The sequence below is a fragment of the Nonomuraea sp. NPDC050783 genome, assembly GCF_040802095.1.
GTDB lineage: Bacteria > Actinomycetota > Actinomycetes > Streptosporangiales > Streptosporangiaceae > Nonomuraea.
In genome coordinates this window covers 1-17,652 of sequence record NZ_JBFAHK010000019.1, presented here as the reverse complement: position 1 = coordinate 17,652, position 17,652 = coordinate 1, and the positions used below count along the sequence as shown (strand labels likewise).

The window sequence follows — 17,652 nt, the reverse complement described above, 5'->3', positions numbered from 1 at the left end:
GTCACATACTCCACTGCTTAGGCTCTTACCTCTTAAACGAGGGCAAGTTGAATGACTTCTCAATGCTTGTATCAGGGGACCGCCGGTCATATCGCTGGCCTCATAGCCACCAATCAGCTCATACAGGAGCTCACAGGACGCTTCAGAGATCTGTTTGGCGGCGAACCTAGCGACAGCGAAGTCCGTTCATGGCGGAATAGTATACCTAATGTGATCAGCCTTCTAGTCGAAGCGAACCTGGCCGACGTTCAGGTTCTAATCGAATTCAAGGCGCCCATCACAGATGTACGAATGGACCTTCTGCTGGTCGGCTCCTATCCAAAGAGCGGCCAAATGTCGATAGTGGTAGTAGAAAACAAGCAGTGGTCACATATCTATCGCGACAAGTACTCCGACATGGTAAACGTGACCGGCGCGCCGGGCTCCAATCCGCGATTACATCCAATCACTCAAGCCTGGGGCTATCGCCAGGTCTTGCTCGACTACATCTCTCTAGTAGCCCAATCAGCCCAGGTTCATTCCATAGTGAATATGCACGAGGCTTCCACTGAAACCCTCTATGCAGTAAGGCCCTCCCTCCTCAACATTTCCTACGATCAGAGCTACATCCGTTGGTACGGAGCAGAACACCGAACGGCATTCAAAAGAGACCTGCATAGAATCTTAACTCCCGAGCGGGCTGACATATACGCCCATGAGCTCCTTGCAGCTCCGGTAAGTCCAACCGGAGGACTAATGGCAGTGGTGAGCGAAAGCGTATGTCTTCGCTCTGTATTCACTTTGTTAGACGAGCAGCGCGAAGCTTACGACTACGTACGCAGGGCAGTGGCAGCGAGTAAACAAGGCGCCCCTAAGGAGGTCGTCCTAATTGTAGGTGGACCTGGAACTGGAAAGAGTGTAATAGCAGTGGAGCTGCTCGGCGCTCTCAACCGACAGGGAGTACGCGCAGTTCACGCCACCGGCAGTAGGTCCTTCACGCAGACGCTGCGTGACAACGTTGAGCGGATGGATCGGAGGGCCCGCCATAGCTTCTCCTACTTCAACAGCTACACCCATGCCACACCTAACGATATAGATGTATTGATTTGCGATGAAGCGCACAGAATCCGCCACACATCCCGTAAAAGAAGCTCCTACGACGAGACTCAAGCTCGGCCGGCAGATAGACCGCAGGTAACGGAACTGATCAACGCGGCGCACGTCCCGGTTTTCCTGTTAGACGAACATCAGGTTGTACGCCGAGGGGAAGTAGGATCAATAGAGCTGATCAAAAAGGCAGCTCAATACATGAAACTAAACGTACATCAGATCGACCTTCGACATCAATTTCGATGCGGCGGTTGCCCCGAATACGTCGCCTGGATCGAGCAACTCCTCGGTCTAGGTACCGACGAGGGGCCTCAACGCTGGAATCCGCTCGACACCTTTGAATTATATGTTGCCCGTACTCCCGATGCGATGGAGAAATACCTACGGCGTAAGATTGCCGCAGGCAAGAGCGCAAGGATTGCGGCTGGCTACTGCTGGCCATGGAGCAAGCCACGTTCGGATGGGACTCTAGTCAACGACATCAAGATCGGCTCATGGAGTCGGCCTTGGAATTCCTCAGCTGAACGCAAAGTTAACGGCATCCCACCTTCGAGTCTATGGGCCACCGATCCTGCAGGATTCGACCAGATCGGCTGTATTTACACTGCGCAGGGATTCGAGTACGAATACGCCGGTGTGATCTTTGGCCGAGATCTGACTTGGACTTCGCAGGGCTGGATAGTCGATGACCAGGCCAATCAAGATCCCGCGGTCAACCGCGCTCCGCATTTTGAGAAACTAGTCCGCAATACTTACAGGGTGCTCGCTACACGTGGCATGCGCGGAGCTGTCCTCTTCTCTGAGGACCTCAATACCAACCGCCTATTCGCCAAGCTAGGTGTACCTCTACTGCCCGACGAGTAGAGGCATGGCTAGGATCATCAGGTGCACGTCCGGTCATGAGTGCAGCTTCTTCAGTCGTGGTTGTATTGCGGTAACCTCTTCACGACCTTCTGTTGCGGCCCGACGGGCTTCCGCATCCACTGGCGAAGCGTCAGGACGGATACGCCCCCACCCGCACGACCTGTCTCGCGTCGTGCTGCCTGGGGGAAGCCTATGACAGCGTTACGGCTATCGGTTGAGAGCCTGCTGACCTCACCCAACGAAACTGTGTTGGCTGAGGTGATCGCCGAACATGTGCGGATGAGCACTGGGCGAGGGCCCTCCCCGTCCGAGATACGAGCGTGGGAACGTAGCCTGCCGGCCCTTGCCCGCGATCTAGTCGACGCCGGTCTGACGAGAGTCGAGATGCTGGTCGAGTACAAGCTGCCACTAACCAGCAAGCGGGTGGACGTAGTACTAGCCGGCATCCATCCAAAGACCGGTGACGACTCGTACGTGGTCGTGGAGCTCAAGCAGTGGAGCCGTGCCGAGCCATCCGAGCAGGGCGAGCACCTCGTCCTCGTCGAGGGTATGGCGGGCCGTGAGATTCTCCACCCCGCGGAGCAGGTTCGCCGGTACTGCGAGTACATGTGCGACTTCCTCGGCGTGCTCCGCGATAAGCCACTGGCTGTCCATGGCGTCGCCTACCTGCACAACGCCATGGAACTCGACATAGATGGCCTACGTGACCACATGCCCGGCGAACACGGCCGGCTCTTCACCAAGCAGCGCCGTGGCGACTTTCGTCGATACCTGCGTGAGCGGCTGGCTGACAAGCCAGGCGCTGAAGCCGCCGATCGGCTCTTGGAGAGTGCAGTCGCACCAAGCAAGCAGCTCATGGCGCACGCGGCCAGCGAGATCCGGGAGCGAGAGCAGTTCACTCTGCTGGACGAGCAGCAGGTTGCCTACGAACTCGTCATGCGTGCGGTCGAGAAGGCCCGCAGGTCCGACTTCAAGCAGGTGGTCATCATCACGGGTGGCCCGGGTAGCGGCAAGAGCGTGATCGCCCTTTCTCTACTGGGCGAGCTCTACCGCCAAGGCAGAACTGCACTGCACGCGACCGGTTCCCAATCCTTCACTCAGACCATGCGCCGCTACCCCGGACGTGGGAGTACGCGGATCAAGAACCTCTTCATGTACTTCAACAGCTTCACCGAGGCTGAGCGAAATGGCCTTGACGTGCTGATCTGTGACGAGGCGCACCGGATCCGCGCAAATTCGACCAACCGCTTCACCCCGGCAGCCAAGCGCACCGGCCGCAGCCAGTTGGACGAACTCATGGCAGCCGCACGCGTCCCAGTCTTCCTCCTCGACGAGCATCAGGTCGTACGACCCGGCGAAATCGGGACAGTCCACGACATCGAGACCTATGCTCGATCGCAGGGCTATGGGGTCAGCCGGGTGTCTCTGGACGAGCAGTTCAGATGCGGCGGCAGCCGCACCTACGAGCAATGGGTTCTTCGCCTACTCGGTCTTACAGACGGCGGCCCCACACCGTGGGGCGGCGACGACGACTTCGACGTACAGCTCGTGCACTCACCCCAGGAGCTCGAGACCGCCTTGCGCGCCAAGCCAGGGACAGCCCGCATGACCGCCGGCTACTGTTGGCCCTGGAGCGATCCGCGTCCCGACGACTCCCTAGTAGACGACGTCGCCATCGGCGATTGGTCGCGGCCATGGAACGTCAAGAAGGACCGCGCCGTCGGAGACGCCCCGCCCAGCATGTTGTGGGCCACGGAGCCAAACGGCTTCGATCAGGTCGGATGCGTTTACACCGCTCAAGGATTCGAGTACGACTGGTCCGGCGTAATCCTCGGTCCAGACCTCAGTGTTCAGGACGGACGACTGGTCACGGTGCGCAAGTACAACCGGGATCCCGCGTTCAAGAGCAAGCGGACTGTGTCGGACGAAGACTTCGATCAGCTAGTCCGCAACGTGTACAAGGTCCTGCTCACTCGTGGCATGCGGGGGACCATGCTCTACGCGGTAGACCCCGAGCTCCGCGAGTTCCTCTCGGCCCTAATCCCCAATGAGACCTAGCGTTGCCGTCGAACAGTGATGTACTCGCCACCCGCGTGGTAGCGAGCCTGCCGTCCGCGGCCTCATGCCTGTCGTGGATTCGCTACCGAGCGGCCTGCGCGCTGCTTACGAGCGGAAGCGTGCTGCCCACATCGACCACTCGGCCAATGCAGAACATGGCCGGTATCTGCAGCGGCACACAGCCAGGTAGATCATCAGCAGGCCGGACCGCAAGGTGGATCACTTGAGCTGCGTGTGGGCAGGGCTTACGCGATGCGGACGCCTGCTGGTGGCATCCAAACAGCCGGAAGTAGTTCTGTCGCCCTTTGATACGCGAGCTTGAAGGTGGCGTGTCGGGCGGCCGCGGTTTCGCCAGTCTGAGCCATGAGTACTTCGCGCAGCGGATGACGCGATTCAATGAGGTCGTTGTTGCGCTGTTCCAGCCACGGCATCCACGTTTCGTGGGGTGCTCGGTCCCGCTTCTCCTGATTGCAGGGCCAGCATGACAGAACAAGATTCCAGATAGCGTCGACGTCGGGGCCGTTCCAACGGCGGGTAAGCAGCTTCCAGGGCAGAACGTGCTCAACAATCGGCCCGGTACTTAAGCCCCCCTGCGCCATGACCTGGTTGCAGTAGGCGCATCGGCCGTCTTGATATCCGCTGAGAGCGGCGACAACCCCAGTGACACTCCTACGGCGCTGCTTGGACTGGAGTACCAAGTGCTGGGTCTCAGAGTCGTAGACCAGGGAGGGAGCGAGTACGGCGTCGGATATGCCGGTCGCCCATGCCGTCTCCACCAGCCGCCAGCGGGCAGTGGTCTCGGCGTCGAGGTGCTGAGCGTGTACCGAGCTGGCGAGCTCGAGCAGCTCGTCACGCAGCACAAGGCCTGGGGCGGCGGAGTTCTTGCGCTGGTCTTCGTAGTAGCACACCGGTGCCTGGTCGCCACCGAGTTGGGGGAACGCGTCGATAACGTTGTTAAATCCGAGCTGGACGGTTCGCCGGTGTAGCGCGTCACGGTCGAGCTCGCCGGCGTTGAATGCGCGGCAGGCGTCCAGGAACTTGCTGCGTGCGGCGGTACCTTGCCGGGGTTGGCGTTGAAGGGCCTGGCACAGCAGTTCCGCGTACCGTGGCGCGAGCTCTTCGAGCATGACATGGTTACGATCTGTGGCGGCGACTTCCAGCAGCGTCACACCGAAGGCGAACTTGTAGGTCGCCGAGTTGGCGCCGTACAAAACGATGGCGCGCCATACGCTTTCACCGGTGACCACGCCGCGTCGGTAATCCATACAAGCAGTATTGACCAGGAGGGCGACATCTTGGGCCACCAACAGACGATCACCTATGGCAAGCTGGTCCGGGATCGGATCCCGGAGATCATCGAGGCAGAAGGCCGGACGGCCAAAGCTCGCGTCCTTGATGAGTCGGAGCTGGTCCCCGCTCTGACAGCCAAGCTTGCGGAAGAGGCCAAAGAGCTTCGTGAAGCAGGCCCAGGTGATCGTCTAGGGGAATTGGCTGACATCTACGAGGTGCTGGCGACCCTCACCAGAACACTTGGATTCTCCGACGAGCAGGTCCGGGAGGCGGCACGTCACAAGCGGGACAGGCGCGGCGGGTTCAGCCGTCGGCTGTGGCTTGACGCGGTGACGTCAGCTCAGTGACTGCTGTCTGAAGTGCAGCAACCTGCCCGCGCACCATCTAGGCCTAACAGAGCACTTTGATTGCTCCGCCTGCCGGCCGGGATCGTTTATCCACTGCCACAACAGCTGGGCTTCGGTATCAGGCTTGACGTGCAGGCGGGGCTCCGCCACGTTGCATATGCGGGACAGCAGTGGAGGACACCGTGGGTGCGAAATCACGTACGCGGCTGGAGGTACGATCCCTCCTCCTGGGGCTGGTCTTCGGTTTTGGCACAAACTTGGTCACCGCCAATCCGGAAACTTGGCCGGAGCCCTTACCTCTCATCGATCGCTATGCGCCTGTATGGCTGGTCCTAGGCGTTTCTGCTGCTCTTGCCCATGAGGCAATCGGGCGCCTGCGGGAGAAACGGCGCATCCTGTGGCAAGGACCTGGCAGTCCATATGCCGGCCTTTCCCCTTTCGCGGCCGATCGCGCCAAGGTATTCTTCGGCCGCGACACCGAGGTTGCCCGCATCGTCGCGAGACTCACCAAATCAGGCGTGAATCCGTCGCTGCGCTTCATACCGGTGGTGGGTCCTTCCGGCAGCGGAAAGTCTTCCCTGATCCATGCGGGCCTCATACCGAGGCTTTCATCCCGTTGGTCCGTCCTCGGGTCGATCCGCCCCGGTTCCAGCCCGTTCACGGCGCTCGCCGAATGCCTGACGCGAAGAGAGCCCCCGTCCGGACTTTCCCACGCCCAGGTCGTCGCCCGTACGGCCCGGCTACTGCGCGAAGAGGCGAGCCGACTTGACGACAAGCGGACGGCCGAGCCCTCGCTCGACGCTCTTCTCTCCGCCCTCGCGGCCTCCCGCGGCGGGGGTGATCGGACCCTCCTTGTGATCGACCAGTTCGAAGAGCTGGTGACGCTCACCTCCCCGCCAGAACGAAGCCTGTTCTTGAGCCTGCTCCATGCGGCCTTGTCTTCCGACCCGGCACTTCACATCGTGGCAGCCCTCAGGCCGGAGGCGCTCTCGGAATTCGACCAGCACGAGCACGGCCCTCTCTTCGCCAGGCCCTTCAGCATCAATCCACTGGATGATCAGAAGCTTCGCGACATCGTCGTCAAGCCCGCCGCCGCGGCCGGATTGGTGATCGAGGATGAGGTGCTCGATCAGATGCTCGCTGAGGCCACGGTCGGCGACGCCCTGCCGCTGCTGAGCCATCTTCTTGAGCGCCTCCATACAGATTTCGGGCAGGACGGCGTCATCACGGCCGATGCGTTCAACCGAGCCGGACGAGTGGTCGGCGCCATCACCAGGCACGCCGAAGAGGTGCACCAAGGACTTCGTGTCGTCTACAGCGACGAGGAGATAAACAGGACGTTGCTTCGCTTCGTCATCTGGGGCGACCGCGAGCCTGTACGCCAGTCGGTGGCACGCCAAGACCTCAGCGAGACATCCCAGACCGTGGCAGAGGAGTTCCGCGCTGCCCGCCTGATCGTGGACGTCGACAACGGCAACCGCCTCGAGCTGGCGCACGATGCCCTTATCCGGCAGTGGGACCGTTTCCAGCGCCTCATCGCAGATTCCGCCGACGAGCTGCGACGCTTGAAGATCCTCAGACTCCGAGCAGAAGAGTGGGCGGCGTCAGGAAGATCGCAGGACGATCTCCTCCGCGGACAAGTGCTGCGCGAGGCTACCGAGCTCCTGAGCATCTTTCCCGAGTCGGAAACGGTCCAGGCATACCTCGAAGCCTCACATGACGACGCGAAGATCGACGTATCTCTGCAGGCGACCGCCGTCGCCGAACGAGCTCAGAGCATTCGGGACCAGGACCGCCCGCTCGCCATCGCACTGGCCAAGGCAGCCGTGGAGGAGTTGTCCCGGTCGGAGGAAGCAGTGCTGGCCTTGTGGGGCCTGATGGCCCGCCCCGCCCTCACCCGTTTCCCGATCGGCCACAGCGACCGCATTCTCTCGCTCGCATGGCTCCCTGACGGATCAGGGTTGATGTCCATTTCTCGCGACGCATCCATATGCTCATGGGACCTTCACGGAAACCTCATCAAGTACGAAACACTTCCGCACGACAAAGCGGGCGGGCGGCTCCAAGACGCCAAATTGTCCATCAACGGTTCACGGGCCATCACCGAGAATAGGGACAGTTCTTCGTCGCTCTGGGACATGGAGAACACCCGCGAACTCGGTCATAGCGCTCCAGACCCACTCACGTCGATGGACTTGGAAAAGTGCGAGTGGTCCCCTGACGGGAATCTCCTCGCCGGTCAAGTCGGGCACAAGGACATCCTCATATGGACTCTCCGCACCACCGCCTCCGAAGACGGCAAGCTACCGGGTCGGACCATCCCGGTTCCATACGCCCAGCGCCTCTCCTGGGCTCCAGACCAGTCAAGACTCGCCGTTCTCGGCGACGAGCAGCTTCTGGTGATCGATCTCTCTGCCGATCAGGGGACGCTGAGCATCAGCGTGGACCGGCACTGCGACATCGTCGCATGGAGCCCGGACAGCCGATCACTTCTCGTGGCGGAGCGCCCCAAGAGACGCCGCAACATGCGCATCAGGATCATCAAGGCGGACACCGGCCACGACGTCCACTCATGGTGGTCCAAACCGGCGAGCGCTGTCGCCTGGTCACCTGACGGCCGCTTCCTCGCAGTCGCCATACAGCCACGCCACTTGAACCTGTCGATGGCGGAATTCGAGCACATGTCCGACGACGACACCGGTCGGCTCATGGAAGGCCTTATTGAGCTCTGGGACGACCAAGGCAACGTCCTCCGGCGCAAGCCCATGGAAGATGAGCATTTCACGTCTCTCTCTTGGTCTCCCAATAGTCGTTTTCTTGCTTTCTGCGCAGAATTTGGAAGCAAGGCATTCATCTGGGATATCGACAATGACGAGATCTTCCCCACCTTGAGCACCCGTATAAGGGCAGCGTCATGGTCGCCCGACCACTCCCGAGCAATCGTCGCCTGGGGATTCGACCCAGGCCAGGTCTACCTAGCACTCGGCTCTCCCGGCCAAGAGTCCCTGGATGTGCGGCAACTCGCCGGCGACGAGGGTGTCGACCACCGACAGGTAACCTGGGCCTCCGACTCCCAGCGGGTGGCGCTGGCCCGAGACAGCGTCGAGATCTGGAACAGCTACACCGCGCTCTGCGAGCGCCGCCTGCACTATGAGCAGTCGATGTTGAGCGAAATGGCCTGGTCGCCTGATGGACGCTACTTAGCGACCTCGAGTCATGACTGGTGGATGGCGGAAGACAGTCAGCTCCTGGTCTGGGACGTGGACACGGGGCGTCCTGCGGCAACGATGGCGCGGATCGACCCCCATTCCGGCCCGATCGCCTGGTCACCGGATGGCTCAAAGATCGCAGCCAGCGACGGCGCCGATACCATGCGCATCTGGGCCGCCCATACAGGCGACATCGCACTATCGATCGAATGCCCTCGGCAGCACACAACCGCCCTGGCATGGTCGCCAGCCGGCGGGCTCCTCGCCGTCGGCACCGAAGACGGGCAGGTCCGCCTCTGGGATACGCAGACCGGCGACCTCACGCACAGCTGCCTCGGTCACGAATCCGCCGTACAACTGCTCGCCTGGTCATCCACAGGCACCTTTCTTGCCTCCGCCGCCGACAACACCGTCCGTCTGTGGTCTCCGGTCACGGGAAAGGCGTTGGCGGTCTTGGACGCCACCGACAGTAGCCTTCTCGATCTCACCTGGTCCCCCGACGAACGACAACTCACCCTCATCGCCGGAGACAACACCATCCGCACATGGACATTGCCCGATGATGCTGAGCCGCTTATGGATGAAGTCAGCGGTTTCCCCTTGCCACCGCTCACCCCTCAAGACCGCAGTCGCTACGGCCTTCCGTGACTATCGCTTTCTCATACTTCGCGGGAGTTCCAACTCAATAGCCAGCACCCCTCTTACCTCCTCGGCTGACCCTCTTCATCCCTTAGTTGGTGATACTCCTTGGGCAGCTGGACTTCGTCGGTTCTGCCGGATGGGGCGCCGTTACTCTCCTGGCAACCCATGATGCGACCCGACCGGCATTCCACACTCGTTTGGCTTGCACGGGAGCGGATCGGCCCCCTCCACGAGGTGTCTCGTGCGGGGAGCCGATCGGTGACGACGCTGCGGCTACCTGTCGCGGAAAGGGACAGGCGTTTACTTGGACCTTTTGCCGGACGCGAGCCGGCGGCAGTTCCATCGCTGCATAGCGGCCAATAGTCGAAGTGTGAACTCCTGCCTCCCTGGGACGAGTGGGCCGATCAGCAACGCCGGGGAGAGGACGACGACCAGGAGTAGTAGCGGTAGCGTCTCGATGACAACAACGATCGCCATGGAGGGAAGGTCGAGACGGTCGGACCTAGCGGGGAAGAACATACAAGTACTCCGTTTCTGATGAGGCTCCGCCGTCATGGGCGGCGCGATGGACCAAGTGGAGCACCAGGCGTTTCCCACGTTCCCGTCAAGCTCGGGGGGTTCAATCTCTACCCTGACCACATGCCACGTACCCCGCCTTCCTCAGCCGACCGCGAGCTCGTCAACCACGCCGCCGCCCAAGGAGTTACCGTGTCTGCCCGCCAATTGGAACGCTGGCGGGCCGATGGACTCCTGCAGCCAAATGAGGTGCGTACGCTGGGCCGGGGTCGTGGAAGGACGTCCGCGCCCTCGCCAGGTGCGCATGAGATGGTGGTCTGGCTTGGCCAGCACGCTGGCCCAGGTAAGCGGCCTGGTGATCTGGCGCTCATGGCATTCGGTGAGGGACTGCCGGTGCCAGAGGCAGTTGTCCGGAAGGCGTTCGCTGAAGCCGTTAAGCTTCCATCTCCCGAGAACGTCCTACCTGGAGGGTCCACGGAGGACGTAGCGGATGCCTATGCAGCTAAACACGATCGTAGCGATCCCGTACCAGCGCGAATTAGGCGCATCGACGCCGCTCTAACGGCGTTCTTGGAGACTGCTGGAGTCAGCGTCGACGAAGTGACACAGGCCGTTCTCGCTCAGTTCGACCGCCAGGCCCCTCTCATGCAGGCGGAGCGCGTGACGCGGCGGGATTGGGTGCACGCCAGCACGATAGCGGCGATCGACGGCGCCGAGAGTCTGGACGTGGGCTATATGGGGACGTTGGCTCGGAGTCTGGCTCCCCTGGGGGTGCTAGCACCGGTCGCGGAAGACTTGGAGCTCTGCTGGCCAGGCAGCGAGCAGGAGGCAGCACAGCTGTTGACGCCTGAGAATGGTCTCGCTTTCCTCCCTGCCGGTAGCTTGAACGAGATCTTTCTTCAACTCGCAGAGGCGACATCTCTCCCCGATCTTCTCCAAGCATGGCAGATCGCCGCTCATCTGCCTGTATGGGCAGTGGACCTGTGCGACCGTGTCGAAGCTGCTCTAGCCGCACGCAATTCTGTGGAGACGCTGAACGAGTGGGTCCAGACTATGTTGGGGCCTACCCGAGGTCTGCTGGTGACCGCAGCCCGTAACGCCGGACAGAGCCCGCGAAAGACTGCCATCGATGCTTTGATACTGCTGTTCCAGCGGGAAGCTCTTCGACGGGTCTTGGCAGCGGTCCCTGATGCTGAGGTGCAGAACCTGGAGCAGCCGTGGGTATTCCCTACCTTTATGACCGATTTCATGATGACCAGCACCTAGGGGAGAGATGTACCGGCAAAGCCCCTCAGAAGGCTGCGGCCGGATCCTCTACTTGGGATCCGCGACTACAGACTCCGTGGCTGCCCGATAGGTGCTTGTTGGCGAACGGATGTGCAGACTGAATGCATACAGCGCATCAGTGTTGAGGTGGGTGATGGCAGTTGCGCAAGGACGACACCAGCGATGCCTCGCGTCCGGATGGACGGGTATCCAGTCCCGAGACACTCCATCTGCGCGCCGCCACTCGCGCCCTTCGATTGCACCTCGACAAGCTACCGGTCGATTTTCACTTCTGGGGACCCGGCGACCAGTTCCTTGCGGAATGCGCGTTCCCGTTTGCACGGCAGCGGTACGACTGCGCTGAGTCAATGATCGGTGCCGGATTCGGTGGAACCGTACTCGGCTCCCTTGCACGTAGCCTTTTCGACGACGGGTTGCGGTGGCTCTGGATCGGTGACGATCCAGCGAATAGGCGCTCCGCTCTGCTAGGCAGCATGCTCGAAGAGCGCAACCGCGTGTGCATGACGCTCGAGTGGAACCACGCTTCTTGCCCCATCCTGCCACGCTGGTTCGCGCCGATACTTGGCGTAACAGATTTGACCGGTTCATCCGAGATGTGGCTTCGCGCGCCTGCCGTTCCGGACCCGGCAACGCTTCTAAATGCCTTCCTCAGCGGTGTCCACCTCATCCATGTGGCTCCGGACGAACTACTGGACGCGGCTCGCGGCCTTCTCGACCTCGCCGGATTGCGTGGAGCCGTCATGGTCCTCGCGCATGCCGGCCATGGCAATCTCCTCGGCACGCAGAGCAGCTTCACGGAAAGAGGCGGCATAGGTCACGATCTACGTCCTGACCACGAAGCACTCTACCTGCAGGTTGCAGCCGTTGGGGTCACGCTTACGTTGATAGGGGTCAGCCGAGCTATACCCGAGAGCTGGCCAGATGAGGTGCCACAACGCTCCTTCCTTGTGGAGACCTTGCGGTTAACCACCGAAATCGTCAATGCGGCTACCGTCATTCATGGTCTGCGTGCCCCCAAAAAGCCCAGGGCAGCGGCGCGCCGCCAAAGTAGCAGCCCACGGCCTACCCCTCTTCTTCGGCCCACCGCCTTGCTGTCTCCCGACGATCTTCTACCCGACGTCAACTCAGCTGACAAGGTGATCGAGGCAGCGGAAGAGTACTACGATGCAGCGAGAAGCTGGGCAGCCGACCCATGGCAAGAGGACCGACCAGTTAACGTGGCCAGCATCCTAACCTATGGTGGTGCTCACTCCTCACTGCAAGCGGTCATGTCGACATACAACCAGCCAGGGAGCGCAGTAATCGCGGTCTTCGCCGCACGCATGCTCCTGGAAGAGGCCGCACGATTCAAATGGATGATCGAAGGTAGGACAGAGGACGAAATCAGGCACCGCTTCTCCCAATTCTTCGAGGAGCAACGGGCCAGACGCAAGAAGGTTCTTGATGAGCTCTCCGGGGACGGTGTCGCACGCGCTAAAGCCGAGAGGCTTCTAGCCCTCCCGTCCAACGTCACCGTACTCACTCCGTACGACAGCATCTCCAGAGGCCGCAAGCCGATGCCTCCCATCGAGAAGATGCTAGAGATCATGGGGGAGCCCTATCCCGAGCCAGGCTGGCTGAACGTGGCGTACTCACTGTTGAGCCAAGTCACGCACAGTACGCCGATTGGCCACCTCCACATGGCCCGCTTCCGGGGAGGTACTCTTCACGCAAATGAGATCTCCCCCGAGATGCTGGGGCTGGCTCTTGACGCGGCTTGCCTGGGCAGCGCCCATCTCATCGGGATCTCAGCCACCTTCTTGTCTGCCGGCAGCCAGGAGGCCCGTGATCATTCGCTCTCGCTCCATCGGCTTGCCTACGACGTCCATATTCGCGCGCGCCTGGTTCACGGACTCGACTGATCCGGGAGATCCACAGGTCTCACGGAGTCGATCAAGTCGTCACGCCGAGACACGAGGACGCCGCCTCGGTGGCCATGACCATGTGGTCCGCTCCACTAGTAATAGATGGTGTCTGATAGTAGCCAAGAACCACTACTGGTCTGACAGCCACATAAGGTGACGTTGATGAGCGATGATTCGTAGCTTCTCCCGAAGCGCACCTCGATTTCGCCCCCGTGTCTTAACTGCATGACAGTTGGGACAGAGGGCAATCATCGTTTCCGGATGATCTCTACCTCCTTTTGCGTGATCATCAATATGGTCAACCTCAAGGATTGGCCCGCCGCCGATTGCTGGTTCAGAAGGAGCTCCGGGATTCTCACAGTCCACATTTTCGCACTTACCCTGACAGCGCAGGAGGACTGCACTCTTCGCAGCAGCACTTCTGGGACGTTTGGACGGATCTATAAATCCCTGCTTTTCCAGAGACTCTGCATCCTTGCATAGGTGACGATACTGGGCACGCTCGCTTCGTCGTTGGAAGTGCTCTCGGCCCAGCCGGACAGGTAGATGGATGGGTGCATTCGGATCCAACATAAATGGATCCATGGGCGAAGTGAAATTGAGTTTTTCCGTCAGGCTAGAATCAGCTATCTGCTTGACCCTATTCATAACGGCCAGACACTCATTCAGTGCCGTTGGCGTCGCTATCACGAAGCGCTGCCGGCCGCCACCCTCGCCATCACAGCGCCAGTACAAGTCCCAGGTTTGAGCGTCTTCTAGCTCGATACCTTTTGCTATTCTTCCCCATCTTCTAAAAAGTCGGTTTTGATGCTCCTCAAGTAACTGTATTTCCGTACTTAAAGCGAGCGCAGTGTGCATGCCCCAGCCAATACGCAGAGGACGATTCTGGCGCTTGCTATCCCAAATCACTAGCTCGAAAAGTTTTTCAGCGATATCTGCGAAGCTTAAGCCTATAACTGTTCGGCACGGACAGTGCAACTGTTCATCGAGTAAGGTTTGGTCATTGCCGGTTGTTACGGCTACATCGACCACGCGACCACAGCATTGAGAAGCCTTAATCGCAACATAGGCGACTGACGATCCAAAGGCCAATATTTCCCGAGCCCAAAGGATTGCTTCGTGGCGAATATAGTTTGACATCCCCCAGAAGGTCTTTAGTGCATCCCTCCTTTCATAGAGCGGGATATGCAGATATCCGTTATTTGCCTCATGTGGCCAAGTCAGCCACGCCTTGGGGACTATTCTAATGCCAGACCAGGTTTTCCCGACAATCAACTCATCTAGCGTTGCTAAATCTACCGGTTGGTCGCCTGGCAGATAGGACAACAGATTTACCAGACTTGACCCATAGAGGACGAGCGACATGCGTACAGCTCCTAGTATCTAGTACGATAACCGCCATTTGCTGTGTCAGCTGGAATGACAGTTCAGGGGTCGATGCGGCACCCCTCGCTTGGCGAATAGGGTCGCTGAGCACATCTTGCAACGATCGGCCCTTCTTTGACTAGGTGACCAGCTGACGTTCACGAGCATTCCAAGCCCAAGCTATACCCCTTAGGGGTATATGGTATGCTACGCTGACGATGGGCATGATGCAACTTGAATGACTTTAAGCACTCTTGTCCTTCTCTGACCTGCGGAAACTTCCTTCTCGTAACAGGGGACCGTAGTGAGTGTGAGGTGCCTCAAAGATTCCGGACAGCCGGCTACGTAAGCTGACAGCAGTCTGGAAGAGGTAGGTACGTGACGAGGCGTCGCAGGCAGTTCTCGCCGGAGTTCAAGGAAGAAGCCGTCCGGATGGTGCTGGAGGGCGAGCGGACGGTCGCGTCGGTGGCGCGCGAGTTCCGATCAACGCCAGCACCCTTGGCAGTTGGGTACACCGGCATCGGATCGTGCAGGACGAGGCAGGGCAGCCGATCTCAGGGCCGGAACGGGCCCGGATCCGGGAGTTGGAGCGGGAGAATGCCGAGCTGCGGGAGAAGCTGGCGTTCTTGAAAAAAGTCCCCCTGACCCCTTCCGGGACGCCACACCTGGCGTGAAAATCGGGGCGGGCTGCTCGCCGACGCCGACGCCGCATGAGACGGCTTTGATCTCGCAAAAAAGTCTGGCGCCGGGGGCTCGACCTGAAGGGTCACGCACTGTTGCCTTCGAGCACGCCGGTCAGAATCTTCGGTTCCCGACCGAGGCCCCGCGAGCAGCCCGTCCACCGTCTGGTACGTGATCTGCTCGAGGAGCGTGGTCGGTTGTGGTGATGCAGGAACCGGAGGAGATTGCCGAGGAGGAGCACGAACGGATCACGGAACGGGTGGCCGCGATCGATGTGGCCAAGGCGTCCGGCAAGGTGTGCACGCGCACCCCGCATCCGCACGACGGCGTGCGCCGGGTGACCAAGGTATGGGAGGTCACCGCCACCCTGGCCGCGGTGGAGGAACTGGGCGACCACCTGATGGACGAGCAGATTCAGGTGGTGACGCTGGAGTCGACCGGGGATTACTGGCGGATCTGGTTCTACGTGCTGGAAGAGCGCGGGCTGCGGGTGCAGCTGGTCAACGCCCGCGCTGTCAAGCACGCGCCGGGGCGGCCAAAGACCGACCGGCTGGATGCGGTCTGGCTGGCCAAGCTGACCGAGAAGGGTCTGGTCCGGCCGTCGTTCGTGCCGCCGCAGGAGATCCGGGTGTTGCGCGATTACACCCGGACGCGGATCGACCTCATCCACGAGCGCACGCGTTACTGGCAGCGGCTGGAGAAGCTGCTGGAGGACGCCCTGATCAAGATTTCCTCGGTGTCCAGCACGCTGAACACCCTGTCGACCCGCGCCATGCTGCAGGCGATGATCGCCGGGGAACGTGATCCGCGGGTGCTGGCCGAGCTGGCCAAGGGACGCCTGCGGGTGAAGATCCCCGCCCTGATCGAGGCGCTGAACGGACGCTTCGACAACCATCACGGCGAGCTTGCCGGTCTCTTGCTGGCCCAGATCGACGGCCTGGACGCGCAGATCGCCCGGCTGGCCGCCCGGATCGAGACCTTGCTCGCGCAGATGCCCGACGTCCGTCCCGCCGAGGCAGAGGTCGAGTCCGATGCCCATCGGGCCGAAACCGCCTCTTCGGCCATGGACACGGTGGTCCGCCTGGATGAGATCCCCGGGATCAGCCCGGAGGTCGCGCAGATCATCATCGCCGAGATCGGGCTGGACATGACCCGCTTCCCCACTGCTGAGCACCTCGCATCCTGGGCGAAACTGTCTCCGCAGACCGTCCAGTCCGGCACCCGCAGCCGCGGCGCCGCTGTCGGCAAGGGCAATCCCTACCTCAAGGGCGTGCTCGGCACGGCCGCAGTCGTGGCCGGCCGCACCGACACCTTCCTCGGCGAACGCTACCGGCGCATCGCCAAACGGCGTGGCCGGCTGCGCGCGGTGGTCGCCGTCGGCCGCTCCATCATGGTCATCATCTGGCACCTGCTGTCCGACCCGAACGCCCGCTACCGCGATCTGGGAGCCGACTACTTCCTCACCAAGATCGACCGGGAAAAGAAGGCTCGCACCCACATCCGCCAGCTCCAGGCGCTAGGTTTCGCCGTCGCGCTGGCCCCAGCCACCTGACCACACCCGTCCCAGTCAGCCCCACCCGTCGATCAGGGGCCGGGGTTCGCTGCCGCCTGCCCGGCTAAGGTGGGTGGATTTTCCGGTCAGCGGCCGCCTTCTTCGCCTCCGAGACTCGATGACGCTCGCCAAGTACGAGCTCATCGACGCGGAGAAGGCATTCCATGCGATCGCGCGGATGTGCGCCTGGCTGGGTGTGTCCCGCTCGGGCTACTACGAGTGGCGTGAGCGGCCGGCCTCGGCCACCGCGCAACGCCGGGCGCTGCTGGCCGCGCTGGTCGCCGAGATCTTCGCCGGCTCGCACGAGACCTACGGCTACCGGCGGGTGCACGCCGCCCTGGCCCGCCGCGGCGAGCACTGCTCGGCCGAGCTGGTCCGCGCCTTGATGCGCGAGCAGGGCCTGGTCCCTGCTCAGGTGCGGGCGTTCCGTCCGGCCACCACGGTGCAGGGTGACTTCCGTGGCATCCCCGACCTGGTCGGCCGCGACTACACCGCCTTCCGGCCGGGCATCAAGCTGGTCGGCGACGTCACCTACATCCGCACCTGGGAGGGCTTCCTGTATCTGGCCACGGTGATCGACTGTCACAGCAAGGCGGTGCTGGGCTGGGCGATGGCCGACCACTACCGCACCGAGCTGGTCAAGGACGCGATCCGCATGGCCGACGGCACCGGCCTGCTCCAGCCCGGCGCCGTGTTCCACACCGACCGCGGCTCGAACTACACCAGTGATCAGGGGCTCAACAGATTCCGGACTGCGCTTCCCCTCGTAGCGTGGAGACCGAACCGGGAGAGGTTTGGTCGTGGCAGCAGTCACGCGGCGGCGCTTTGATCCGGAGTTTCGGACCGGG

Annotated in this window: 11 protein-coding genes; 9 read left to right on the top strand and 2 right to left on the bottom strand. The window is 61.4% G+C overall.

The genetic code is table 11. The annotated features are described in order from the left end of the window. The first annotated feature begins 210 nt into the window (after positions 1–210). Both AB0H75_RS37210 and AB0H75_RS37205 read left to right on the top strand, forming a co-directional pair. Positions 211–1,953 (top strand): DNA/RNA helicase domain-containing protein, encoded by a 1,743-nt coding sequence (locus AB0H75_RS37210; protein ID WP_367804356.1) that lies wholly within the window; start codon positions 211–213, stop codon positions 1,951–1,953. Positions 1,954–2,337: 384 nt separating this feature from the next. Further along, positions 2,338–4,011 carry a DNA/RNA helicase domain-containing protein gene (locus AB0H75_RS37205; RefSeq protein ID WP_367804355.1) on the top strand — a complete coding sequence of 558 codons (1,674 nt, stop codon included), beginning with the start codon at positions 2,338–2,340 and terminating at the stop codon, positions 4,009–4,011. Between the two features lie 245 nt (positions 4,012–4,256). Here AB0H75_RS37205 and AB0H75_RS37200 read toward each other — a convergent pair whose 3' ends face one another. Further along, on the bottom strand, positions 4,257–5,276 hold the full coding sequence (locus tag AB0H75_RS37200) for an HNH endonuclease (RefSeq protein ID WP_367804354.1): 1,020 nt from the start codon (positions 5,274–5,276) through the stop codon (positions 4,257–4,259). Between the two features lie 30 nt (positions 5,277–5,306). On the opposite strand from AB0H75_RS37200, the gene AB0H75_RS37195 reads away from it, so the two are divergent. The 4 genes from AB0H75_RS37195 to AB0H75_RS37180 all read left to right on the top strand — a co-directional run bounded on the left by AB0H75_RS37195 (position 5,307) and on the right by AB0H75_RS37180 (position 13,203). Next, positions 5,307–5,648 (top strand): nucleoside triphosphate pyrophosphohydrolase, encoded by a 342-nt coding sequence (locus AB0H75_RS37195; RefSeq protein WP_367804353.1) that lies wholly within the window; start codon positions 5,307–5,309, stop codon positions 5,646–5,648. A 170-nt stretch (positions 5,649–5,818) separates the two neighbouring features. Further along, positions 5,819–9,505 carry an AAA family ATPase gene (locus tag AB0H75_RS37190; RefSeq protein ID WP_367804352.1) on the top strand — a complete coding sequence of 1,229 codons (3,687 nt, stop codon included), beginning with the start codon at positions 5,819–5,821 and terminating at the stop codon, positions 9,503–9,505. An 879-nt stretch (positions 9,506–10,384) separates the two neighbouring features. Then, complete coding sequence (locus AB0H75_RS37185) at positions 10,385–11,281, top strand: hypothetical protein (RefSeq protein ID WP_367804351.1); 897 nt, start codon at positions 10,385–10,387, stop codon at positions 11,279–11,281. A 161-nt stretch (positions 11,282–11,442) separates the two neighbouring features. After that, the gene (locus AB0H75_RS37180; RefSeq protein ID WP_367804350.1) at positions 11,443–13,203 is read left to right on the top strand and encodes a hypothetical protein; all 1,761 of its coding nucleotides are present in this window, start codon (positions 11,443–11,445) and stop codon (positions 13,201–13,203) included. A gap of 132 nt (positions 13,204–13,335) precedes the next feature. On the opposite strand, the gene AB0H75_RS37175 is transcribed toward AB0H75_RS37180, so the two are convergent. Further along, on the bottom strand, positions 13,336–14,571 hold the full coding sequence (locus AB0H75_RS37175; RefSeq protein WP_367804349.1) for an HNH endonuclease: 1,236 nt from the start codon (positions 14,569–14,571) through the stop codon (positions 13,336–13,338). Between the two features lie 378 nt (positions 14,572–14,949). On the opposite strand from AB0H75_RS37175, the gene AB0H75_RS37170 reads away from it, so the two are divergent. The 3 genes from AB0H75_RS37170 to AB0H75_RS37160 all read left to right on the top strand — a co-directional run bounded on the left by AB0H75_RS37170 (position 14,950) and on the right by AB0H75_RS37160 (position 17,633). Continuing rightward, positions 14,950–15,201: a transposase gene (locus AB0H75_RS37170; RefSeq protein WP_367804348.1), complete on the top strand. Its 252-nt coding sequence runs from the start codon at positions 14,950–14,952 to the stop codon at positions 15,199–15,201. Between the two features lie 256 nt (positions 15,202–15,457). After that, entirely contained in the window at positions 15,458–16,804 is a 1,347-nt protein-coding gene (locus AB0H75_RS37165; protein ID WP_367804516.1) for an IS110 family transposase, read from the top strand. 73 nt (positions 16,805–16,877) lie between these two features. Next, entirely contained in the window at positions 16,878–17,633 is a 756-nt protein-coding gene (locus AB0H75_RS37160) for an IS3 family transposase (RefSeq protein ID WP_367804347.1), read from the top strand. The last annotated feature ends 19 nt before the right edge of the window (positions 17,634–17,652 follow it).